This window comes from Micromonospora parva, assembly GCF_040649675.1.
Lineage (GTDB): Bacteria > Actinomycetota > Actinomycetes > Mycobacteriales > Micromonosporaceae > Micromonospora > Micromonospora parva.
In genome coordinates this window covers 17,466-39,085 of the sequence record NZ_JBEZFX010000004.1, presented here as the reverse complement: position 1 = coordinate 39,085, position 21,620 = coordinate 17,466, and the positions used below count along the sequence as shown (strand labels likewise).

19 protein-coding genes and 1 tRNA gene are annotated in these 21,620 nt (G+C 70.9%); 11 read left to right on the top strand and 9 right to left on the bottom strand.

The features are described from left to right. Positions 1 to 5: 5 nt before the first annotated feature. Complete coding sequence (locus tag AB0C03_RS11445; protein WP_357636294.1) at positions 6 to 1,028, bottom strand: LLM class flavin-dependent oxidoreductase; 1,023 nt, start codon at positions 1,026 to 1,028, stop codon at positions 6 to 8. 60 nt (positions 1,029 to 1,088) lie between these two features. Next, complete coding sequence (locus tag AB0C03_RS11440; RefSeq protein WP_030334356.1) at positions 1,089 to 1,568, bottom strand: Lrp/AsnC family transcriptional regulator; 480 nt, start codon at positions 1,566 to 1,568, stop codon at positions 1,089 to 1,091. A gap of 83 nt (positions 1,569 to 1,651) precedes the next feature. On the opposite strand from AB0C03_RS11440, the gene AB0C03_RS11435 reads away from it, so the two are divergent. After that, positions 1,652 to 2,830 carry a trans-sulfuration enzyme family protein gene (locus AB0C03_RS11435; protein ID WP_210866941.1) on the top strand — a complete coding sequence of 393 codons (1,179 nt, stop codon included), beginning with the start codon at positions 1,652 to 1,654 and terminating at the stop codon, positions 2,828 to 2,830. 4 nt (positions 2,831 to 2,834) lie between these two features. On the opposite strand, the gene AB0C03_RS11430 is transcribed toward AB0C03_RS11435, so the two are convergent. Continuing rightward, positions 2,835 to 3,452: a transcriptional regulator gene (locus AB0C03_RS11430; RefSeq protein WP_357636290.1), complete on the bottom strand. Its 618-nt coding sequence runs from the start codon at positions 3,450 to 3,452 to the stop codon at positions 2,835 to 2,837. A 164-nt stretch (positions 3,453 to 3,616) separates the two neighbouring features. Further along, positions 3,617 to 3,699: transfer RNA gene (locus AB0C03_RS11425), tRNA-Leu, on the bottom strand. Positions 3,700 to 3,782: 83 nt separating this feature from the next. Between AB0C03_RS11425 and AB0C03_RS11420 the strand changes: the two genes are divergently transcribed. From AB0C03_RS11420 to polA, 8 genes are all read left to right on the top strand, one after another. Next, a complete protein-coding gene (locus AB0C03_RS11420; RefSeq protein ID WP_030334352.1) occupies positions 3,783 to 4,406 on the top strand; it encodes an ANTAR domain-containing response regulator in 624 nt (207 codons plus the stop codon). A gap of 66 nt (positions 4,407 to 4,472) precedes the next feature. After that, positions 4,473 to 5,660, top strand: coding sequence for a hypothetical protein (locus AB0C03_RS11415; protein WP_357636286.1), 1,188 nt, complete (start codon positions 4,473 to 4,475; stop codon positions 5,658 to 5,660). 366 nt (positions 5,661 to 6,026) lie between these two features. Next, complete coding sequence (locus AB0C03_RS11410) at positions 6,027 to 7,178, top strand: branched-chain amino acid ABC transporter substrate-binding protein (protein ID WP_030334344.1); 1,152 nt, start codon at positions 6,027 to 6,029, stop codon at positions 7,176 to 7,178. Between the two features lie 67 nt (positions 7,179 to 7,245). Continuing rightward, complete coding sequence (locus tag AB0C03_RS11405; protein WP_030334342.1) at positions 7,246 to 8,229, top strand: branched-chain amino acid ABC transporter permease; 984 nt, start codon at positions 7,246 to 7,248, stop codon at positions 8,227 to 8,229. Further along, the gene (locus AB0C03_RS11400) at positions 8,226 to 9,404 is read left to right on the top strand and encodes a branched-chain amino acid ABC transporter permease (protein WP_030334340.1); all 1,179 of its coding nucleotides are present in this window, start codon (positions 8,226 to 8,228) and stop codon (positions 9,402 to 9,404) included. The genes AB0C03_RS11405 and AB0C03_RS11400 overlap by 4 nt, the downstream gene beginning before the upstream one ends. Further along, complete coding sequence (locus AB0C03_RS11395; RefSeq protein WP_036411954.1) at positions 9,397 to 10,338, top strand: ABC transporter ATP-binding protein; 942 nt, start codon at positions 9,397 to 9,399, stop codon at positions 10,336 to 10,338. Before AB0C03_RS11400 ends, AB0C03_RS11395 begins: the two co-directional genes overlap by 8 nt. Next, positions 10,325 to 11,038 (top strand): ABC transporter ATP-binding protein, encoded by a 714-nt coding sequence (locus tag AB0C03_RS11390; RefSeq protein WP_030334337.1) that lies wholly within the window; start codon positions 10,325 to 10,327, stop codon positions 11,036 to 11,038. Before AB0C03_RS11395 ends, AB0C03_RS11390 begins: the two co-directional genes overlap by 14 nt. Before the next feature lie 127 nt (positions 11,039 to 11,165). Further along, a complete protein-coding gene (gene polA / locus AB0C03_RS11385; protein ID WP_030334334.1) occupies positions 11,166 to 13,865 on the top strand; it encodes a DNA polymerase I in 2,700 nt (899 codons plus the stop codon). 632 nt (positions 13,866 to 14,497) lie between these two features. On the opposite strand, the gene AB0C03_RS11380 is transcribed toward polA, so the two are convergent. The 4 genes from AB0C03_RS11380 to AB0C03_RS11365 are packed head-to-tail and all read right to left on the bottom strand — an operon-like array spanning position 14,498 to position 16,553. Then, positions 14,498 to 14,845, bottom strand: coding sequence for a DUF3140 domain-containing protein (locus AB0C03_RS11380; RefSeq protein WP_030337995.1), 348 nt, complete (start codon positions 14,843 to 14,845; stop codon positions 14,498 to 14,500). Further along, a complete protein-coding gene (locus AB0C03_RS11375; protein WP_030337996.1) occupies positions 14,832 to 15,050 on the bottom strand; it encodes a hypervirulence associated TUDOR domain-containing protein in 219 nt (72 codons plus the stop codon). The genes AB0C03_RS11380 and AB0C03_RS11375 overlap by 14 nt, the downstream gene beginning before the upstream one ends. A 36-nt stretch (positions 15,051 to 15,086) precedes the next feature. Beyond that, on the bottom strand, positions 15,087 to 15,689 hold the full coding sequence (locus tag AB0C03_RS11370) for a Uma2 family endonuclease (protein WP_245233795.1): 603 nt from the start codon (positions 15,687 to 15,689) through the stop codon (positions 15,087 to 15,089). A 57-nt stretch (positions 15,690 to 15,746) separates the two neighbouring features. Continuing rightward, positions 15,747 to 16,553 carry a class I SAM-dependent methyltransferase gene (locus AB0C03_RS11365; protein ID WP_030337998.1) on the bottom strand — a complete coding sequence of 269 codons (807 nt, stop codon included), beginning with the start codon at positions 16,551 to 16,553 and terminating at the stop codon, positions 15,747 to 15,749. A gap of 441 nt (positions 16,554 to 16,994) precedes the next feature. Between AB0C03_RS11365 and rpsA the strand changes: the two genes are divergently transcribed. Next, a complete protein-coding gene (gene rpsA / locus AB0C03_RS11360) occupies positions 16,995 to 18,503 on the top strand; it encodes a 30S ribosomal protein S1 (RefSeq protein ID WP_030337999.1) in 1,509 nt (502 codons plus the stop codon). Between the two features lie 164 nt (positions 18,504 to 18,667). Further along, complete coding sequence (gene coaE, locus AB0C03_RS11355; RefSeq protein WP_357636276.1) at positions 18,668 to 19,849, top strand: dephospho-CoA kinase; 1,182 nt, start codon at positions 18,668 to 18,670, stop codon at positions 19,847 to 19,849. A gap of 9 nt (positions 19,850 to 19,858) precedes the next feature. Here coaE and AB0C03_RS11350 read toward each other — a convergent pair whose 3' ends face one another. Then, entirely contained in the window at positions 19,859 to 21,586 is a 1,728-nt protein-coding gene (locus AB0C03_RS11350) for a hypothetical protein (RefSeq protein ID WP_357636273.1), read from the bottom strand. Between the last annotated feature and the right edge of the window lie 34 nt (positions 21,587 to 21,620).

Below are 21,620 nucleotides of genomic sequence, written 5' to 3'. Positions count from 1 at the left end.
GTGTTTCACGCCCGCTGGCGCAGACCACCCGCCACCTGCTCGGCGATCAGCTCGTACGACCGCACCCGGTCCTGCACGTCGTAAACCAGCGTGGTCAGCATCAGCTCGTCCGCGCCGGTGCGCTCCTGCAACTCGGTCAGCTGCCGACGTACCGTCTCCGGCGAGCCCATCGCCTGACCGTCGCGGCGTTGCAGCACGAACTCCCGCTCGATCTCCGTGTACGGGTAGGCCGCCGCCTCGTCGGGCGTCGACAGCGGCTCGAGCCGCCCGGAGCGCAACTTCAGGAACGACAGGGCGCTCGGCCCGGCCAGCCATTCGGCCCGCTCGTCGGTGTCCGCGCACACCGCGTTGACCGCCACCATCGCGTACGGCTTGTCCAGCCACTGCGACGGCCGGAAGTGCTGCCGGTACAGGGCCAACGCCGGCAGGGTGTTCGCCGAGCTGAAGTGGTGTGCGAAGGAGAACGGCAGGCCGAGCAGGCCGGCGAGCTGGGCGCTGAAACCGCTGGAGCCCAGCAGCCACACGGCCGGCTGCTCACCGCGACCCGGGGTGGCGACGATCTGCCCCGGCTTCTCCCCGCTGAAATAGTTCATCAGGTCCGCAAGCTCCCGGGGGAAGTGCTCCGCCGACAGGCCCTCCATGGTGCGCCGCAACGCCAACGCGGTCATCTGGTCGGTGCCCGGCGCCCGGCCGATGCCCAGGTCGATCCGACCGGGGTGCAGCGCCTCCAGGGTGCCGAACTGCTCGGCCACCACCAGCGGCGCGTGGTTGGGCAACATCACCCCACCCGAGCCCAGCCGGATGGTCGAGGTGTTCGCCGCCAGGTGCGCCAGCAGCACCGCGGGCGCGGAGCTGGCGATCGCCGGCATGTTGTGGTGCTCGGCCACCCAGAACCGGTGGTAGCCCAACTCCTCGGTGCGGCGGGCCAGCTCGGTGGTGGCCTGCAGGGCCGCGCCAGCGGTGGCGCCCTTGGCGACCGGGGCAAGATCAAGAACAGACAACGGTACGGTGATCACAAGGTCAGCCAACCCGGCACCGACCGGCTTTGTTCCGACATCCGGGTTTTCGTCGGCCAGCTCACCCGCCGCTCAACCCATCCCGCGGGCCTGCTCGAAGATGAGACTGGTCTGGGTGTGCTGCACCACCGGGTCGACCGCCAGGTGGTCCAGGACGAAATCGCGCAACGCGTCGCCGGACGCCGCCCGCACGTGCAGCACGTAGTCCTCCGCACCGGCCACGTGGAACACCGACACCACCCCCGGCAGCCGCACCGACCGGGCCCGGAACGCGTCCACCGCCGCCCGCTCGTGCGCTGTCAACCGCACCGACACCAACGCCTGCAACGGCAGGCCGAGCGCCGCCGGATCCACCTCGGCGTGGAAACCACGGATCGCACCGCGCTCGCGTAACGCACGGGTGCGCGTCAGGCACGTCGACGGCGCCACCCCCACCCGCTCGGCGAGCGCGTTGTTCGGCAGCCGGCCGTCCGCCGCCAGCTCGGTCAGGATCGCGCGATCCACCTCGTCCAGGGCCGGGTACGGCCGCACATCATTCGGCTCGGGGGGCATCCCCGCATCCTTTGCCGAATTCTCTGCCGAAACAAGAGCTTTTCACAGAATAGTTTTCCGAACTATTGCCGTCATAGCATCAGATGTTCGACGCTACCGCCATGACACCGATGGACACCCGGGCCGTGCACGCCGGCCGCGACGACCTCCGCACCCTCGGCGTGCACGTACCGCCCATCGACCTGTCCACCACCAACCCACTGCCCTCGGTCGACGACGGCGGCAACGCCTACGAGCAGCTCGCCACCGGCGGCACCCTCCCCGCCGAAGGTGGCGCCGTCTACCAACGGCTCTGGAACCCCACCGTCGCCCGCTTCGAGAGCGCCCTCGCCGAACTGGAGGGCACCGCCCAGGCCGTCGCCTTCGCCAGCGGAATGGCCGCCCTCACCGCCACCCTGCTCGCCGCCGCCCGCGACGACCGCCGGCACGTCGTCGCCGTCCGACCCCTCTACGGCGGCACCGACCACATCCTCGCCACCGGCCTGCTCGGCACCACAGTCACCTGGGCCCACCCCGACGAGGTCGCCGCCGCCATCCGCCCCGACACCGCACTGATCATCGTCGAGACACCCGCCAACCCCACCCTCGACCTGGTCGACATCGCCGCCCTCGCCGCCGCGGCCGGCGACATCCCACTGCTGGTGGACAACACCGTCGCCACCCCCGTGCTGCAACAGCCCGCCCGCCACGGCGCCACCCTCGTCCTGCACAGCGCCACCAAGAGCATCGGCGGGCACGGCGACGTCCTCGCCGGCGTCGTCGCCTGCGACGACACCTGGGCCGTGCGCCTACGCCAGGTCCGCGCGGTCACCGGCGCGATCCTGCACCCCCTCGGCGGCTACCTGCTGCACCGTGGCCTGCAGACCCTGCCGTTGCGGGTCCGCGCCCAACAGGCCACCGCCGAGAAACTCGCCGGCTGGCTCGCCGACCACCCCGCCGTACACCGGGTGCACCACCCCTCGGTGCACGACCCGGCGGCGCTGGTCGGCCGGCAGATGGCCGGACCCGGCAGCCTGCTCGCCTTCGAGGTACGCGGCGGGGCGCCCGCCGCCGCGACCGTCGCCGGTGCCTGCCGGCTCATCACCCACGCGGTCTCGCTCGGCGGCGTGGACACCCTCATCCAGCACCCGGCCTCGCTCACCCACCGGCCGGTCGAGGGCGACGCCAAACCCGCCGCCGCCCTGCTGCGCCTCTCGGTCGGTCTGGAAGACCCCGAGGACCTGCGCGCCGACCTCGCGCACGCCCTGGACACGATCGCCTGACCGGTCAAGACTTCGGACCGACGTGGCGGTCCAGGGTGACGACCGCGGCGCGCCGGGCCACCGACAGCGAGTTGCGCCGGTTCATCCGCCAGGCGATGCCCAGCAGGTCGAGGCCCCACTGGCAGAGGCCCATGATGTCGGCCGACTCGTTGACGAACATGTAGCGCGGGTAGACGTACGCCTTGCCGCGCACGGTCACCCGGTTGGCGACCCGGCAGCCGTCGGAGTGGAATAGCCCTCTCAGAAAGTCGCCGGGGTGCTGTTCGATGATCGGCCGTTGCCAGTCGGCGAGGACGATCGGTCGCTCGTGCTTCTTGCCGGGACCGTGCTGCGGGAGCAGGCAGGGCCAGTGGAGGCCGTAACTCTGCACGCCCACGCAACCCTGCTTCTGGATCCGTTGCACCCTGGAGGCCAACACGGCTCGCATGGCCACGTCGCACGCCTCGATCAGCCCGGGCCAGGCATCGGAACAGTAGATGCGTAACACCGGAACACGCGCCGTCGTGACCAGGTGGCCGTCGCCCAGGTAGAGACCGAGCAGGTAGGCGTAGGCCCCGGGGTCGGTCGGATTGTCGACATCCGGCCGACATCGGAAGCAGCGCAGTTCCGTGCCACGCCGCACCGGTTCGGGTCGATCGACGCACCAGTGCCAGACGGTTGCGTACGGCAACGACAGCTTCCGAGCTACGGAATGAATGCTGTGTCCGCGAACGCGGAGCGCGCGGGCCTGTGCCCGCATCTGCGGTGGATGCACGTCCACATCGTCGAACAGGCGTATGACAAGAGTGCCGGGAGCGGGATTCGAACCCGCAAGCCCTTTCGGGCAGAAGTGTTTGAGACTTCCGTGTATGCCGTTCCACCATCCCGGCGGGTGGCGCCTACTGTACCCGACTACTCTCATGCGGGAGCATGGGTGGTAGCCGTGCAGTGATCGATGGTGGGGGTAGGGCTGGTGGCTGAGACGCCGACGGATGCCGAGCGCAGGCGCGTACTGATCGCCGAGGACGAGGCGCTGATCCGGCTGGACCTCGCCGAGATGCTGGTCGAAGAGGGTTACGAGGTGGTGGGGGAGGCCGGCGACGGTGAGACAGCCGTTCGCCTCGCCGAGGAGCTGAAGCCCGATCTCGTCATCCTGGACATCAAGATGCCGATCATGGACGGGCTGGCCGCCGCCGAGCGCATCGCCGGCGCCCGGATCGCCCCGGTGATCATTCTGACCGCGTTCAGCCAGCGTGATCTGGTGGAGCGGGCGCGGGCGGCGGGCGCGATGGCGTACCTGGTGAAGCCCTTCCAGAAGAGTGACCTGGTCCCGGCGGTGGAGATCGCGCTGTCGCGTTACTCGGAGGTCGCGGCCCTGGAGGCGGAGGTCGCGAACCTGACCGACCGCCTGGAGATCCGTAAGTCGGTGGAGCGGGCCAAGGGCGCGCTGATGACCACCTACGGGATGACCGAGCCGCAGGCGTTCAAGTGGATCCAGCGCACGGCCATGGACCACCGGATGACCATGAAAGAGGTCGCCGAGCGAATCCTCGCGGAGACCGCCGGTGGCGAGGTGTCGCAGCAGCCGACCGTCTGAGCGGTCCGGGCGACGCCGGGCCGTGCCGGGCCACCATGTGCGGGCTCTGCTGGTTAGCATCGACGGGTGTCCGTCCGACGGGTGATCGCGGTGTTCGGCCTCTTCGCGCTGCTGCTCGCCGGGTGCGACGGGCCGGCCGCTCCGAGCGGCGCGGGGTCGACGACGGCCCCGGCGCCGCCGCTGCGGCCGGGTTGGCAGCCGCTGACGTTGCCGGCGCCGCCGGGTGGCGAGGGCCGTCCGCTGGTGCGGGACGCGGCGTCGTGCGCGGGTCGGTGGTTCGTGGTCGGTGGTGTCGTGGACGCCGACGGTGGCACCCGCCCGGCGGCCTGGACCAGCGTGGACGGTACGACGTGGAGCGTGCTGCCGGTGCGTCCGGATTCCTTCTACGGCCGGCAGAACGTGTTCCTGTCGGCGGCCTGCCGGGACGGGCAGGTGGCGTTGATCGGCGCGAAGGTCGGCGGTGCGCACGGTTACCCGCGGGTGAGCACGTGGCGGCAGGTGGCCGACGGCGCTCTGGTCGAGGTGCAGGCGCCGTTCGAGACGTACGGCGGGCCGACGGCGGTGAACGTGTCCCGGCTGACGGCCGGCCCGCCGGGTTGGTTGATCGTCGGTAACCGGTCGGCGGGTGCGGCGTCCTGGGTGGCGTCGCCTGCCGCGGCGGAGTTCGCGCTGGTCGAGGGCGCACCGGAGCTGGCCAGTGACGCGGCGGGGGTGACCTGGGCGTTCGACGCGGTGGCGACGTCGTCGGGGTGGCTGGCGGTGGGTGGCCTGTTGCCGGCTGGCCGGATCGATCGTGACCCGGCGGTGTGGTCGTCGCCGGACGGGCGGTCGTGGCGGCGCACGGTGCTGCCGGGTGGGCCGGAGTACGAGGAGTTGCAGCGGGTGGTGCTGGTCGACGGCGTGCCGGTGGCGGTCGGGCTGCGCGGGGGGACGTTCGGCGCGTGGCGGCAGGAGGCGTCGGGCTGGGTGGCTGGCGGCGCGTTCGGGCGGCGGGATGGGGCCGGGGTGCCGGGGGTGGGCTCGCTGGTGTCGTCCGGCGGCAGTCTGTTCGCCGCGGTGACGGATGGGGCACGGCACTCGGTGTGGGTGTCGACCGACCGGGGTGGTTCGTGGCGGGAGGCGACGATGCCCCTCGATGTGCCGGCGGGCGTTGACCGGGACGTGACGCTGATGGCGGTGGGTGACCGGTGGTGGTTGGCGGCGGACGACGGCACCCGGGCCGGGCTGTGGTCGGCGACCGGCCTGGGCGCCTGATCGCCGCCGGTGCGGTGAGGGTTCACCCCGGCAGCTGACCCGAGCGGGCGTTTGCGCAGGTCAGTCGGCTTTTCGTCGGGTTCGCGCGGGCGGGGTGGGCGCTGCTGGACGTCGACCGGGCGTGGTTTTAAGGACCGTCCGGCGGATTCACCTGTTACGGACATCGACATGATTGCCCACGTCTTCGTAACGGTTTCGCAGACCCCGCCTTCAGGCCTTCCGGGACGGTATGTCGTGTCGGTACGCTCCGCCATCACGAGCCGTAACGCAGGGGGCGTCCCTGCGGGGTGGGTGGAATTGCGGGTCTGCTGCTGTCGCCGTCGCTTCGGGTCAGCCGCGTCCGCATCTCGAGGAGGTCAGGAAGCCGTGAGGCGAAGCTATGTACGGGCGCTGGGCACCGTAGCGCTCGCCGCGACCCTGGTGGTCGCGGCTGGTTGCCAGGATTCCGGTGGCGGCGACGGTGGGACCGCGTCGGGCGACTGCGGTGGCAAGATCGCGATCTTCGGCGCGTTCACGGGTGACAACGCGGGTCTGGTGATCCCGTCGCTGAACGGCGCGAAGCTCGCCGTGGAGCAGTTCAACACGGCGAACCCGGACTGCAAGGTCACCATGCAGGAGTTCGACACCCAGGGTGACCCCGCGGTGGCGACCCCGTTCGCGAACCAGATCGCTGGGGACAACTCGTTCCTCGGTGTCATCGGTGGTCACTTCTCCGGTGAGTCGGACGCGACGATGCCGATCTACCAGGCCGCGGGCCTGGCGATGGTCAGCCCGTCCGCGACCCGGACCGACCTGACCCAGAAGGGCAACACGTCCTTCTACCGCGTGGTCGGCAACGACGGCACGCAGGCCGGCGCGGTGGCGAGCTACCTGAAGACCCAGAACGCGCAGAAGGTCTTCATGGTCGACGACGCCAGCGCCTACGGCGCCGGCATCACCGACGAGCTGGGCAAGCAGCTCGGCCCGCTGGTCGTCAACAAGGACAAGATCCAGGAGCGGCAGACGCAGTTCGACGCCACCGTTTCCAAGATCAAGGCCGCTCAGGCGGACTTCGTCTTCTACGGCGGCTACACCCGTGAGGCCGCTCCGCTGGTGAAGCAGATGCGTGCCGCCGGTGTCCAGGCCAAGTTCGTCGGCCCGGACGGTCTCTACGACACCGCGTTCCCGAAGGGTGCCTCCGGTGGCGCCGAGGGCGCGATCATCACCTGCCCGTGCCTCCCGGCCGACAAGGCCGGCGGCACCTTCTCCGCTGACTACCAGAAGAAGTTCGGCATCCCGCCGGGCTCCTACGGTGCTGAGGGCTTCGACGGCGCCACCATCTACCTGGACGCCTTCAAGGCTGGCAAGAAGACCCGGGCGGACATCCTGGCGTTCGTGAAGTCGTACGACAAGCAGGGTGTGTCGAAGTACATCAAGTTCGACGCCAAGGGTGACGTTGACCCGACCAAGGTCGTCATCTGGGCCTACCAGATCAAGGGCGAGGCCATCGAGGCGCTGCAGGAGCTCAAGCTCAGCTGACGCCCCACGCAATGGAGTGCGGCCGGGGTGTCTCACCCCGGCCGCACTCGATTCAAGGAGACCCCCGGTGCATTTCGATGAACTGATCGGCCATCTCGGCCAGCACACGGTCGATGGCCTGTCCAAGGGCGCCATCTATGCCCTGATCGCCCTTGGCTACACCCTCGTCTACGGCGTCCTTCGCCTGATCAACTTCGCGCACTCCGAAGTGTTCATGGTCGGTACCTTCGCGGTGCTGATCCTGTGGAACCAACTCGGCGTGCAAAATAACCCGCCCATCGGCCAGGCGATCCTCTTCCTGGTGCTCGGTCTGATCGTCGCGGCGGTCGCCTCCGGCGGCACAGCCCTGGCGCTCGAGCGGGTCGCGTACCGGCCCCTGCGGCGCAAGAACGCGCCGCCGCTGATCTTCCTGATCACCGCGATCGGTCTGTCACTGGTCTTCGTGGAGCTCTTCGGGCAGGTGCTGCCGAAGCTGCTCGGTGGCGCGTTGCCGGATGTGTTCGGCCGGCCCCGGCAGATCATCGGTATGCCGACGATCATCCAGCAGGAGACCCTGTTCACCATCGGCAACACCGCGATCACGAACATCCAGCTGATCGTCTTCGTCGCGGCCGTGGCGATGATGGCGCTGCTGGACTGGTTCATCAACCGCACCCGCTACGGCCGGGGTGTGCGTGCGGTGGCCCAGAACCCGGAGACCGCCGCGCTGATGGGCGTCAACCAGGAGCGCGTGATCATGCTGATCTTCGTGCTCGGTGGCATCATGGCCGGTGCCGCCGCGCTGCTGTGGAGCATGCGGTTCGGCTTCACCCAGAACAGCATCGGCTTCGTGCTCGGTCTGAAGGCGTTCACCGCCGCGGTGCTCGGCGGCATCGGCAACCTGCGCGGTGCGCTGCTCGGTGGCCTCTTCCTCGGCATCGTCGAGGTCTACGGCGCGACGCTCTTCGCGTCCAACTGGGAGGACGTCATCGCCTTCGTGGTGCTGATCGTGGTGCTGATGTTCCGGCCCACCGGCCTGTTGGGTGAGTCGCTCGGGAGGGCCCGCGCATGATCGACAAGATTCGCTCCGCAGATCGCCGCCGGGTCGGTTTCCTGACCTCGATCGGCGACCGTTGGGGGGCCCTGCCGAAGTGGCAAAAGGCCATCGGCGTGGCCGCCCTGCTCGTCTTCGTCTACACCCTGCCGTACCTGGGCAAGCTGCCCGGTGGTCTGATGATCCCCGGTCTGAACAACCTCCGCACCGACTCGATCGCCGGCGGCAACAACTGGGCGGGCGTGCTCTTCGTCTGCGCCATCTACGTCCTGGTCGCGATCGGCCTGAACGTGGTGGTCGGCCTCGCCGGCCTGCTCGACCTCGGCTACATCGGATTCTTCGCGATCGGCGCCTACAGCGTGGCGCTGTTCGGTTCGGTGAACTCGCCGGTCGTCAAGTGGATCCAGCAGGAGTTCGACCTGCCGCCGACCTGGGCGGTGACCTGGGGGATCTGCCTCCTGCTCGCGATCGTGCTGACGATGATCTCCGGTGTGCTGCTGGGTTGGCCGACGCTTCGGTTGCGCGGTGACTACCTGGCCATCGTCACGCTCGGCTTCGGTGAGATCATCCGCATCGTGGCCCGCAACGCCACCGGGGTCACCAACGGTCCGGTCGGTATCTCGGCAATTCCGGGTCCGGAGGGTCCGCCGTCGGCGGACAACAAGGTCTTCGGTCTGATCGACGCGAAGCCCTGGTACTGGCTGGCGATCACCTTCGTCCTGCTGATGGTGATCCTGGTTCGTCGGCTGGAGCACAGCCGGGTCGGTCGCGCCTGGCTCGCGGTCCGCGAGGACGAGGACGCCGCCGCCGTGATGGGCGTGTACCCGTTCAAGTTCAAGCTGTGGGCGTTCGCGATGGGCGCGGCGCTCGGTGGCCTGTCCGGTTTCCTCTTCGGCAGCCGTAACGCGTTCATCGACCCGACCCAGTTCAACGCGAACCTCTCGATCCTCTTCGTCGCGATGGTCGTGGTCGGCGGTTCCGGCAACATGCTCGGTGTCTCGCTCGGCGCGGTGCTGCTGGCGTACCTGCCGGAACGGTTCCGGGACTTCGCCGACTACCGGTGGCTGGTCTTCGGTCTGGCCATGGTGCTGGTGATGATCCTGCGTCCGCAGGGTCTGATCCCGAGCCGGCGGCGAGCCCGCGAGTTGAAGGATCGCGCGGCGGAGGCAGAGGAGGCGCCCGCTCATGTCTGACCAGACCACCAGCACGTCCGCGCCGAAGATCCCGGCCCAGCCGGGGCCCCGGTCGGTACTGCTCGAAGTCGACGACGTCACGCTGCGCTTCGGTGGTGTGGTCGCCCTTGACAAGATCAATTTCCAGATCTACGAGGGCGAGATCCTCGGCCTCATCGGGCCGAACGGCGCCGGCAAGACCACCAGCTTCAACGTGATGACCGGGGTCTACAAGCCGACCTCCGGTGCGGTCCGGTTCCGCGGCCAGAAGGTGACCGGCCGCAAGCCGCATCAGATCAGCCAGTTGGGCATCTCCCGTACGTTCCAGAACATCCGTCTCTTCCCGGAGATGACGGCACTGGAGAACGTCATGGTCGGCACCGACTCCCGGCACAAGACCAGCGTGCCCGGAGCGCTCTTCCGGGTGCCCCGGAAGAAGCCGAAGCCGCACGAGTTGCCGCAGGTGACCGCCGAGGCGGGCATCCAGCGGACGTGGCAGGAGACGCGTCGCACGTTCGCCAAGACGTTCGGGTTGTCCCGGCACATCCTGGAGGAGCGGGCGGCCGAGGCCAAGGCGCTGGAGTTGCTGCGGTTCGTCGGCATCGCCGACCGGGCCAACGACGAGGCGCGCAACCTGCCGTACGGCTACCAGCGTCGGTTGGAGATCGCCCGCGCGCTCGCCACCGAGCCGAAGCTGATCTGCCTGGACGAGCCGGCCGCCGGCTTCAACCCGGCGGAGAAGGAGGAACTCCTCACCCTGATCCGCAAGATCCGGGACATGGGCCTGACCGTGCTGCTCATCGAGCACGACATGCGGCTGGTCATGGGTGTCACCGACCGGATCGTGGTGCTGGAGTTCGGCCGCAAGATCGCCGAGGGTGCGCCCGCGGAGGTCAGCCGCGATCCGAAGGTGATCGCCGCGTACCTGGGGGAGCCCGCCGATGACGCTGCTTGAGCTGGAGAACGTCGCCGTCGCGTACGGTCGGATCGAGGCGCTGCACGGGATCAGCCTCACCGTGAACGAGGGTGAGGTGGTGGCCCTGATCGGCGCGAACGGCGCCGGCAAGACCACCACCATGCGGGCCATCTCAGGAACCCGGTCGCTGGCCGCCGGGAAGATCACGTTCAACGGCGAGGACATCAGCAAGCTCCGGGCCGACCTGCGGGTGGTCCGGGGGCTGTGCCAGTCGCCGGAGGGACGGCAGATCTTCCCGGGTATGACGGTCATGGAGAACCTGGACATGGGGGCGTACACCCGGCGGGACTCCGCCGGCATCGCCGCCGACCTGGACCGGGTGCTGACCCTCTTCCCGCGGCTGGCCGAGCGCCGCAAGCAGGCCGGTGGCACCCTCTCCGGCGGTGAGCAGCAGATGCTCGCTGTCGGCCGGGCGCTGATGAGCCGACCGAAGCTGCTGCTGCTCGACGAGCCGTCGATGGGGCTGGCCCCGCTGGTGATCCGGCAGATCTTCGACATCATCACCGAGATCAACCAGCAGGGCACCACGATCCTGCTGGTGGAGCAGAACGCCCAGCAGGCGCTGTCGCGGGCACACCGCGGTTACGTGCTGGAGACCGGTCGGATCGTGAAGGAGGGGTCCGGTCAGGACCTGCTGCACGACCCGTCGGTCAAGGAGGCGTACCTCGGCGTGGCCTGAGCCACCCGAGCCGCCGGCCGGTCATCCCCTCGCGGGGTGGCCGGCCGTCGGCGTTCGGGTCGGCAGTCGTTGCGGCACCCCGTGCCGAAGGTCGGGGATGTCGGTGCGACGGACTAGAGTCGCTGCCGTGACAGCTACGACACCGCGCCTGCTTCTCGTCGACGGACATTCCATGGCATACCGGGCCTTCTTCGCCCTGCCCGTGGAAAACTTCTCCACCACGACGGGTCAGCCGACCAACGCGGTGTACGGCTTCACCTCGATGCTGATCAACGTGTTGCGCGACGAGCAGCCCACCCACATCGTGGTGGCCTTCGACGTCTCCCGCCGGTCCTTCCGCACCGACAAGTACGCGGAGTACAAGGCCGGCCGCAGCGAGACCCCGACCGACTTCAAGGGCCAGGTCAGCCTGGTCAAGGAGGTCCTGGCCGCGCTGCAGATCCCGGTGGTCGAGAAGGAGGGCTTCGAGGCCGACGACGTGATCGCCACGCTCGCCTGCCAGGCCCGCGACCAGGGCATGTCGGTGCTCATCAGCAGCGGTGACCGCGACGCGTTCCAACTGGTCGACGACCAGATCACCGTCCTCTACCCGCGCAAGGGCGTCTCCGACCTGGCCCGGATGGACCCGGCCGCGATCGAGGCGAAGTACGGCGTTCCGCCTCAGCAGTACCGGGATCTCGCCGCGCTGGTCGGCGAGACCAGCGACAACCTGCCCGGCATCCCGGGCGTCGGCCCGAAGACCGCCGCCAAGTGGATCACCACGTACGGCGGGGTGGAGGGCGTGATCGCCCGGGCCGACGAGATCAAGGGCAAGGCCGGCGACAGCCTGCGGGAGCGGCTCGCCGACGTGATCCGCAACTACGAGATCAACCGACTCGTCTCCGACCTGGAGCTGCCGCTGCTCCCCGAGGACACCCGCTGGACGGGTTGGGACCGCGAGGCGGTGCACCAGGTCTTCGACACCCTGGAGTTCCGCATCCTGCGCGACCGCCTCTACCAGTACCTGGAGGCGGTCGAGCCGGAGGCCGAGTCCGGCTTCGACCTGGCCGGTGAGGTGCTCACCGAGCCCGGCGCGCTGGCCGGGTGGCTGAGCACGCACGTCCCGACCGGCACCCCCGTCGGGTTGGCGGTCAAACTCGACACCGGCCCCAACCGCCGGCACACCGCCTCGATCACCGGTCTCGCGCTGGCCACCGCCGGCGGCGCGGCGGCCTGGATCGACCCGGCGCAGCTCGACCCGACCGACGAGGCCGCCCTGGCCGGCTGGTTGGCCGACGCGCAGCGCCCCAAGGTCCTGCACGACAGCAAGCCGGCAGTGCTGGCCTGCGCCGCGCACGGCTGGCAGCTCACCGGCATCGTCCGGGACACCCAGATCGCCGCGTACCTGGCCCGGCCCGACCAGCGGTCCTACGACCTGACCGACCTGGCGCTGCGCTACCTGCACCGGGAGCTGCGGGTGGACGTCCCGGAGTCCGGCCAGCTCACCCTCGACGGGCTCGGTGACGAAGGGGTCGTCGAGCAGAACCTGATGCTCCAGGCCCGTGCCACTCTCGACCTGGCCGACGCGATCGACGCCGAGCTGTCCCGCGACGGCGAGCAGTCCGCCCGGCTCATGGCGGGCGTGGAGCTGCCGTTGATGCGGGTGCTGGCCACCATGGAGAGCACCGGCATCGCCGCCGACACCGACTACCTCTCCGAGCTGGAGGCCCACTTCGCCGCCGAGGTGAAGGCCGCCGCGCAGGGCGCGTACGAGGCGGTGGGCCGGGAGTTCAACCTCGGCTCGCCCAAGCAGTTGCAGGAGATCCTCTTCACCGAGCTGGGCCTGCCCAAGACCAAGAAGATCAAGACGGGTTACACCACCGACGCCGACGCCCTGCAGTGGCTCTACGCGCAGCAGCCGCACCCGGTGCTGGCCCACCTGCTGCGCCACCGGGACGTGGCCAAGCTCAAGTCGACAGTCGACGGTCTGCTCAAGTCGGTCTCCGACGACGGCCGGATCCACACCACCTTCAACCAGACAGTGGCGGCCACCGGCCGGCTCTCCTCCACCGAGCCCAACCTGCAGAACATCCCGATCCGCACCGAGGAGGGCCGCCGCATCCGCCGGGCCTTCGTGGTGGGGGAGGGCTACGAGAGTCTGCTCACCGCCGACTACAGCCAGATCGAGATGCGCATCATGGCGCACCTCAGCTCGGACGACGCGCTGATTGACGCGTTCAACTCCGGCGCCGACTTCCACGCCGCCACCGCCTCGTCGGTCTTCGGGGTTCCGCTCGACGCTGTCACCCCCGACCAGCGCCGCAAGATCAAGGCCATGAACTACGGCCTGGCGTACGGGCTCAGCGCCTTCGGCCTGTCCCAACAGCTCAGCATCAGCACCGAAGAGGCGCGCGGGTTGATGGAGAACTACTTCGCCGGCTTCGGCGGGGTGCGCGACTACCTCCAGCAGGTGGTCGCCCGGGCCCGCCAGGACGGCTACACCTCCACCATCCTGGGCCGGCGCCGCTACCTGCCCGACCTGGTCAGCGACAACCGGCAGCGGCGTGACATCGCCGAGCGGATGGCGCTCAACGCCCCCATCCAGGGCTCCGCCGCCGACATCATCAAGGTGGCGATGCTGCACGTCGACACCGCGATCCGCGAGGCCGGGCTGCGCTCACGGATGCTCCTGCAGGTGCACGACGAGCTGGTCTTCGAGGTCGCGCCGGGTGAGCGGGAGGCCTTGGAGGCACTGGTCCGGCGGGAGATGGGCGAGGCGTACCCGTTGTCGGTGCCGCTGGAGGTGTCGGTCGGCCTGGGCCGGGACTGGAACAGCGCTGATCACTGATCGTCTGGTTGGTTCTTGCGGGTGTTGCGGTCTGGGTGGTTGCGGTGTGGGGGTTCCGGGGCAGCCCGACCCACTCCGGGCGGTCAGGCTTGATCCCTGCGTGGGTCGGGCTGCCCCGGAACCCCTGACCGGGTTGCCCTGGTCGCGGCACTGGGCGTGGGTGGGCACCGGATAGATCACGCGGAGCGCCCCCGGGCGCCTGCCCCCGCCCGCACCGCTCGTCCGCCTCGCATGGTCCGTTCTCGCGCGCCCCGCGCCCGCGCCCGCGCCCCGCGCCCGCGCCCGCGCCCGCGCCCCGCGCCCGCGCCCGCGCCCCGCGCCCGCGCCCCGCGCCCGCGCCCGCGCCCCGCGCCCGCGCCCCGCGCCCGCGCCCGCATCTCGGATCCCGACGACGAATGCCGCCGCGGGAGACACCGGGAGCCGGGGTTCGGGACGCCCACGACAGCCAAGATCGTGCTCGAACCAGGATGTAGTGGTGTGCGGTGGCGGGGAGGGCCCCTACATCATGGATCGAGCGCGATCTTGGCAGTCGACGGGGCGGTCGGCGGGACCGTGGTGCCCGTGCGGGCGGATACCGCACCTGCCGCAATGTCGTGCGCACCTTGTGTGGTGAGCCCGCGGGAGCGGTCCGTCTACTTCAGCGGGTCGTGGCCCCAGTTCATGAGAGACCAGCGCCACCTGGTGTCGCGGACGTCGCCGGAGGGGCGCTGCGCCATGTGTCGACGTACGTAACCGACCACCTTGCGCATGTGCTTGTAGTCGCCGTCGGACAGGTCGCCACGTTTGCGACGGAGCAGGTTGATGATCTTTCGGCCGGACTCGTGCCCGACGGACTCGCCTCCACCGGCGTGACCGCCCTTGTGCCAGCCAACCTGCTTCGACTCGTCCGTCTCCAGCCACGTGGACAGCTCGCCGGGCTTCATGTTCACCGCTTCGGTGAACTCCCGGTAGGTGTCCCGGCCGTCGTCACTTCTGCTCATGGCGCAGCGCCTCCGGTCGGTGGGCCACGTCGCGGCCCGTGCCGTCACTGCGGACCCGGTACTGCGGATCGTCGGGGGCCGCGTTCACCGCCCGCCCGCGAATCCGCGTCCGCTCGGTGATCGTGCCCCGCACCACGCCGTACGCGCGGCTGCCATGGGCCGACCAGGAGACACGGTCGCCCTGGTGGAATCTCTGTTCGGCCATGGCCCTCGGCTACCCGACCCGGTCGGGGCGAAACGACTACGGGGTGATCTCGGCGACCGGCAGCTTGATGTCGAACGGCTCGGCCAGCTCGATCACGTCGGCGCCGTCGGCGACCAGCTCGTACTGCCGCTCACCGCCCGGCCCCACCCGGTCGCCGATCCGGTACGCGTAGACGTGCACCGGGTCCTGCTCGATCCGCCAGTAGAACGGGATGCCGGCAGCGGCGTACTCCCCGGGCTTCGCGAACCTGTCGATCCGTCGCGTGCCGGGCGACACGATCTCCACGGCGAGCACGACGTCCGCCGGCCGCAGTGTGGACCGGTTGGACGGGATCTCGGCACGGCAGAGCAGCACGTCCGGCTGCCGGCTCGTGTTGCGGCTGAACGCGACACCGACTGCTTGGGCAGCACGAAGGTTCGCCGGGGCGTGCGAGCGCAGCCACAGCCACAGCAGGCTGCAGATGTCCTGATGGCCCAGGGTGGGGGAGGGTGTCACCTGGATAACTCCGTCGACGAGTTCGACGCGGGGGGCGTCGTCCGGCAGGGCGAGCAGGTCCTCCAGCGTGTAGTCGGCACGCTGCTGCCGCATCGGATCCGGACACCAGGGGCCAGGTGGTGTCGGGATGGGCTCGGCGCTCATGGAGTCGAGCCTACCGGCGATCGATGGATCGCAGGTCGGACCGCGGGTGCGACCCGCTCACCCGGCCGGCTTCTCGGTGACGAAGATGGCGGTGCCGGGGAAGAGCCGTCCGCGCAGCGGGCTCCACTGCCCCCAGATCTCCTCGTGTCCCTCGGGCCACTCCGGCTCCACCAGGTCGAGCAGCCGGAACCCGGCGCCCACCAGTTCCCGGATCCGGTCGCCGAGGGTGCGGTGCTGCTCGACGTAGGTGGCCACCCCGTTCTCGTCCTGCTCCACGTAGGGGGAGCGGTCGAAGTACGAGTGCACCGCCGTCAGCCCGCCCTCGCCGGGGTCGTCGAGGAAGATCCACCGCATCGGGTGGGTCACCGAGAACACCCACCGGCCGCCCGGGCGCAGCACCCGGTGCACCTCGGCGAGCAGTGCCGCCGAGTCGTCCACGAACGGGATCGCGCCGAACGCGGTGCAGGCGACGTCGAACGACTGGTCGGCGAACGGCAGGGCGAGCGCGTCGGCCTGCACCAGCGGTACGCGTACCCCGGTGCGGTCGGCGGCCGTGGCGGCGTGCCGCAACATGCCGGCGGACAGGTCGAAGGCGACCGGCCGGGCGCCCTGGGTGGCGAGCCAGCGGGCGGCGGCCGCGGCGCCGGCGCCCACCTCCAGCACCCGTCGCCCCGACACGTCGCCGAGCAGCCGCGCGTCGGCCTCGCGCAGGCCCTCGGGACACCAGACGAAGTCCACGTCGCCGAGGAACGCGCCGTGTTCGGCCTGGTAGTCGTCGGCGTCGGTGTCCCACCAGCCGCGGTTGGCGCGCCGCGCCTCGGCGTCACCCACCCGGCGCCGGGTAACCCGGCTGTCGTCATCCACGCGCCCACGCTAGGCCCCACCCGCTCGATTGGGTACGACGGCGCGTCGGAGATCTCGGTGACCGGCTCGCCGTCGGCGGCGGTGGCGCGCGCCGACCCGGCGACCCGAGTCGATCAGGCGCGGCGGCGACGAGGCGCACGGGGCTGCTGTGACGCAGGAGACAGCAGGGGTGTTTTCCGGGCGATTGTTCGGCTTTCGCAGGTCATCGTGTGGAGAGAACCCGGGAGGGCTTGCACGCTGTGGTAATGCGCACGGTAGGCTAGACGATGCGCTCGCGGATCGCGTTGCCTCGGCAGGGAGCAGGTGCGCGGTCGACGGAGCCACATCATGATCTCACTAGGCGATCGTTCGGTGTGCCCGGCGACGGATCCGCTGGCGCGAACAGGTCACTGCGACACACCAGCCTGCTGTGACAACCCACCGACCGGAGCAACCGCCCACATGACGAGCAGCATCGAGGCCCCCTCGAGCGCCACCCGGGTCACCCACGACGATCTCGGTTCCGAGGAGGCTTTCCTCGCCGCGATCGACGAGACCATCAAGTACTTCAACGACGGCGACATTGTCGAAGGCACCGTCGTCAAGGTCGATCGGGACGAGGTCCTGCTCGACATCGGCTACAAGACCGAGGGTGTCATCCCCTCTCGGGAGTTGTCGATCAAGCACGACGTGGACCCGGCCGAGGTTGTGACGGTTGGCGACCACATCGAGGCCCTGGTCCTCCAGAAGGAGGACAAGGAGGGTCGTCTGATCCTCTCCAAGAAGCGGGCGCAGTACGAGCGGGCCTGGGGCACGATCGAGAAGATCAAGGACGAGGACGGCGTCGTCCGCGGTTCGGTCATCGAGGTGGTCAAGGGCGGCCTCATCCTCGACATCGGGCTGCGCGGCTTCCTGCCCGCGTCCCTAGTCGAGATGCGTCGCGTGCGCGACCTGCAGCCGTACGTCGGGCGGGAGCTCGAGGCCAAGATCATCGAGCTGGACAAGAACCGCAACAACGTGGTCCTGTCCCGCCGGGCCTGGCTGGAGCAGACGCAGTCCGAGGTGCGCACCGAGTTCCTCAACAAGCTGCAGAAGGGCCAGGTCCGCAAGGGCGTCGTGTCCTCGATCGTCAACTTCGGCGCCTTCGTGGACCTGGGCGGCGTCGACGGTCTGGTGCACGTCTCCGAGCTGTCCTGGAAGCACATCGACCACCCGTCCGAGGTCGTCGAGGTGGGCCAGGAGGTCGAGGTCGAGGTCCTGGACGTCGACCTGGACCGCGAGCGGGTCTCGCTGTCGCTGAAGGCGACCCAGGAGGACCCGTGGCGGCAGTTCGCCCGCACCCACGCGATCCAGCAGATCGTGCCGGGTAAGGTCACCAAGCTGGTTCCGTTCGGTGCGTTCGTCCGCGTGGACGACGGCATCGAGGGCCTGGTCCACATCTCCGAGCTGGCCGAGCGCCACGTGGAGATCCCGGAGCAGGTCGTCCAGGTCGGCTCCGAGGTCATGGTCAAGGTCATCGACATCGACCTGGAGCGTCGCCGGATCTCGCTGTCGCTCAAGCAGGCCAACGAGGGCTTCGTCGAGGGCGAGGAGCACTTCGACCCGACCCTCTACGGCATGGCCGCGACGTACGACACCGAGGGCAACTACATCTACCCGGAGGGCTTCGACCCGGAGACGGGCGAGTGGCTCGAGGGGTACGACAAGCAGCGCGAGACCTGGGAGAACCAGTACGCCGAGGCTCGTCTGCGCTGGGAGGCCCACACCAAGCAGGTGCAGACCTCTCGGGCCGCCGACGCCGAGGCCGCTGCCAACCCGACTCCGGTCGTCCCGGCCGCTGCCGGTGGCGGCGGTGGCACCACCTCCTCGTCCAGCCCGGCCCCGAGCCGGCAGGCCGAGGAGCCGGCCGGCACGCTGGCCACCGACGAGGCGCTCGCCGCACTGCGGGAGAAGCTCGCCGGCGGTAAGTGACCCGCTGAACGACGACGGGCCCCGTCCCCGCGATCTCCGGATCGCTGGGGGCGGGGCCCTCGCCGTACCTGCCGCACACGAGCCGCGCCGGTCGGAGCGGTCGGCGGGTCGCCGGGTGGCGGGCGGGTTTGGCGGCGGGCTTGTGGATCCGGTTGACTGTTCGGGTGCTGAGGGTGGGGTTGACCGGCGGGATCGGGTCCGGCAAGAGCGCGGTGGCCGCGCGGCTCGTCGAGCGGGGCGCGGTGCTCATTGACGCCGACCGGGTGGCCCGGGAGGTGGTGGCGCCGGGTACGGACGGGCTGGCCGAGATCGTCGCCGCCTTCTCCGACGCGGTGCTGGACACCGACGGCGCGCTGGACCGGGCCGCCCTGGGAGCGGTGGTGTTCGCCGACGAGGCCGCCCGGCGTCGGCTGGAGGCGATCACCCACCCCCGGGTCCGGGCCCGCACCGCGGAGCTGACCGCCGCGGCGGCACCCGACGCGATCGTCGTCAACGACGTGCCGCTGCTGGTCGAGGTGGGTCTCGCGCCGACGTACCACCTGGTGGTCGTGGTGCAGACGGCCGTGCCGACCCGACTGGAGCGGCTGGCGCGCGACCGGGGGATGAATCGTGCGGAGGCCGAGCGGCGGATCGCCGCCCAGGCCGACGACGCCCGCCGCCGGGCGGTGGCCGACGTGGTGCTGACCAATGACGGCAGTCTGGCGGCGCTGCACGACGCCGTCGACGTGCTCTGGCGGCAACGGCTGGTGCCCTACGAGGACAACCTGCGCCAGCGGCGGGTGGTCCCGCCGGACCCGGCGGCGTCGGTCGGAGCCGACGCGAGCTGGTCGGAGCAGTACGAGCGGCTGGCCGCCCGGATCCAGCACGCGCTCGGCTCGGCCGCCCTGCGCATCGACCACATCGGCGCGACGGCGGTGCCCGGCCTCGCCGCGCAGAACGTCATCGACGTGCAGGTGGCGGTCGGGAGTCTCGCCGACGCCGACGGGCCGTTGGCCGACCGGCTGGCGAGCGCCGGGTTCCCGCGGGTGCCGGGGCAGTGGTGGGACGACCCGCGCCCGGCCGGCAGGGGGCGTTGGGAGAAGCGGCTGCACGGCAGTGCGGACCCGGCCCGCCCTGTTCGTCTGCACGTGCGGGTGGCGGATTCACCGGGCTGGCGGTACGCGTTGCTGATGCGGGACCACCTGCGTGCCGACCCGGATCAGCGGGCCGCGTACCTGCTGCTCAAGCGGGACCTGGTCGCGTCGGCGCCGGAGGCCGGCGATTCCGGCACGGCCCGGAACCCGTGGTTCGACGAGGAGTACCTGCGGGCCGAGCAGTGGGCCACGCAAACCGGCTGGCGGGCCTGAGGGCGCCGGTCAGCGGGTGCCGGGCCGAGGGGCCGAGGACCGGGGAGCTGCCGGTCGGGGGTTGGCGGGCCGGGGGTTGGCGGCCAGCCGGGGCACGACGGCGGGTTGGAGGTCCAGGTGTGCCCACGCGCCGACGTCGGTCCGCAACTCGAGTCGGCGCAGCGACCCGTCCCCGCGGTCGATCCAGTAGCGCAGCCGCGCGCCGGCCGGGCCCGCCTCGATGACGTCCACGGTCCGTCCGGCGGTGACATCGTCGCGTATGCGTACGGCCGCGCCCCGGTGCCCGACCGACCCGGCGGTCACCGCGGCGTCGACAAGCACGCTCAGGTCGTCCCCGCCGGGTCGGGTGACCCGCCAGGCCCCGGCCGGGGGCGGCAGCGGCGGCCGGGCCGGCGCCTCCGCGGTGCCGCCGCCGGCGGCGACCGCCGGCAGGTCGGCCCGGGCCAGACCGGTGGCGTCGCGTCGCAGCAGGGTCCGGCGATCCGGTACGCCAAGGTCGGCGACGGCGAGGTACGCGGTCCGCGCGGTCCAGCTCACCCAACCGGCGCCCCGCAGGTTCGTGTCAGTGCCGACCGGCGCGGTCAGCGTGAGCGTGGCACCGCCCTGGGCGCGGAGCCGGGCGGGCAGCCGGTCGAGCCGACGCTGTTCGGCGTCGGTCAGCACGCGGGGCAGACCGGGTCGGCCGCCGAGGGCGTCCACCGGTCGTAGTGTCGGCCGGTCCTCCCGGTTGAACACCACAGTGACCGGGCCGGTGCCGGGCAGCCGGGTCACCAGCTTGTGCAGCCGGGCGTCCTGGTCGAGCCAGTACCGGGTCTGTCCGTCCGGGGTCGGTGTCGCGGCGCGGGGGGTGCCGGGCGCCGTGCTGGCGGCCGGCGCGCCGGTGGCCAGTGGCGCCTGTATGACGTCCAGGGGGCCGGCCGGCGCGGTGTCCCGGGCGATCCAGCGCGCCTCGCTGGACGGTGCCGTCCGGGTCGGGTCGGGCCGATCGGCGGCGAGATCGAGGAGCAGGTCGAGCACCGGTGCCAGGTGCGCCCCGGGGGTCAGTCGGTGCAGCCGCCACCGATCCGCCGGTGGCATCAGTGGTGGTGCGGCGGGAGTGGGCACCGCCGCCGGGTCGGGCCTGATCACCAGCACCGGCCCGCTCTTCTGCAGCAGCCCGCGTTCGGCGCCGGCACCCGGCCCGCCCACGTCGAGGTAGAGCAGCGACCGGGACCAGTCCACCCAGCCCACCAGTTCGACGCGGGCGGCGTCGGTGCCGGCCGTCACGCGTACGCCGGCGCGCAGGTCCCGCAGGTTGGTGACCCGTACGGCGGCCAGTCGATCGCTCTCCGACACGGTCAGCGGCCGGGCTGGCTCGGGCGGGTCGGGTGCCCAGCTCAACAACCCGAGCACCAGGGCGGTCGCGGACGTCACCGCCGTCAGGCCGAGCAACAGCAGCACGGTACGCCGACGACGTCCGGCCGTGGCCGGGCCGGTGGTGTCGGTGGTGTCCGTGAGGTCGTCGGGGCCGGTGGTCTCGTGGTCCTCCGCGCGGGTCCGTGCGGCGGCGGCCCGGCCGCTGGCGCTCGGGCGGCGGGCGGTGGCCCGGCGGGCGCCGCCGGTGGTGCGGGCTGTCGTGGACGCGCCGCTGGCTGAGCCGCCGTCGCCGCTGCCCGGGGCGTTGCCGGTGCTCGGGTCGCCCGGCCGCGACGGGGTCGCGTGGGCGGTGTCGGGCGCCGGGGTCGGGGAGGTGTCCACGGAGATGAAACGGCCGGGGTGGCACCGAGGTGAC

Coding starts and splice junctions, on each gene's coding strand:
- AB0C03_RS11440 (WP_030334356.1), bottom strand. CDS start 1,568: ATGCCCCCCGAGCCGAATGATGTGCGGCCGTACCCGGCCCTGGACGAG.
- AB0C03_RS11435 (WP_210866941.1), top strand. CDS start 1,652: ATGTTCGACGCTACCGCCATGACACCGATGGACACCCGGGCCGTGCAC.
- AB0C03_RS11400 (WP_030334340.1), top strand. CDS start 8,226: ATGATCGACAAGATTCGCTCCGCAGATCGCCGCCGGGTCGGTTTCCTG.
- AB0C03_RS11395 (WP_036411954.1), top strand. CDS start 9,397: ATGTCTGACCAGACCACCAGCACGTCCGCGCCGAAGATCCCGGCCCAG.
- AB0C03_RS11390 (WP_030334337.1), top strand. CDS start 10,325: ATGACGCTGCTTGAGCTGGAGAACGTCGCCGTCGCGTACGGTCGGATC.
- AB0C03_RS11380 (WP_030337995.1), bottom strand. CDS start 14,845: ATGAGCAGAAGTGACGACGGCCGGGACACCTACCGGGAGTTCACCGAA.
- AB0C03_RS11375 (WP_030337996.1), bottom strand. CDS start 15,050: ATGGCCGAACAGAGATTCCACCAGGGCGACCGTGTCTCCTGGTCGGCC.
- AB0C03_RS11370 (WP_245233795.1), bottom strand. CDS start 15,689: ATGAGCGCCGAGCCCATCCCGACACCACCTGGCCCCTGGTGTCCGGAT.
- rpsA (WP_030337999.1), top strand. CDS start 16,995: ATGACGAGCAGCATCGAGGCCCCCTCGAGCGCCACCCGGGTCACCCAC.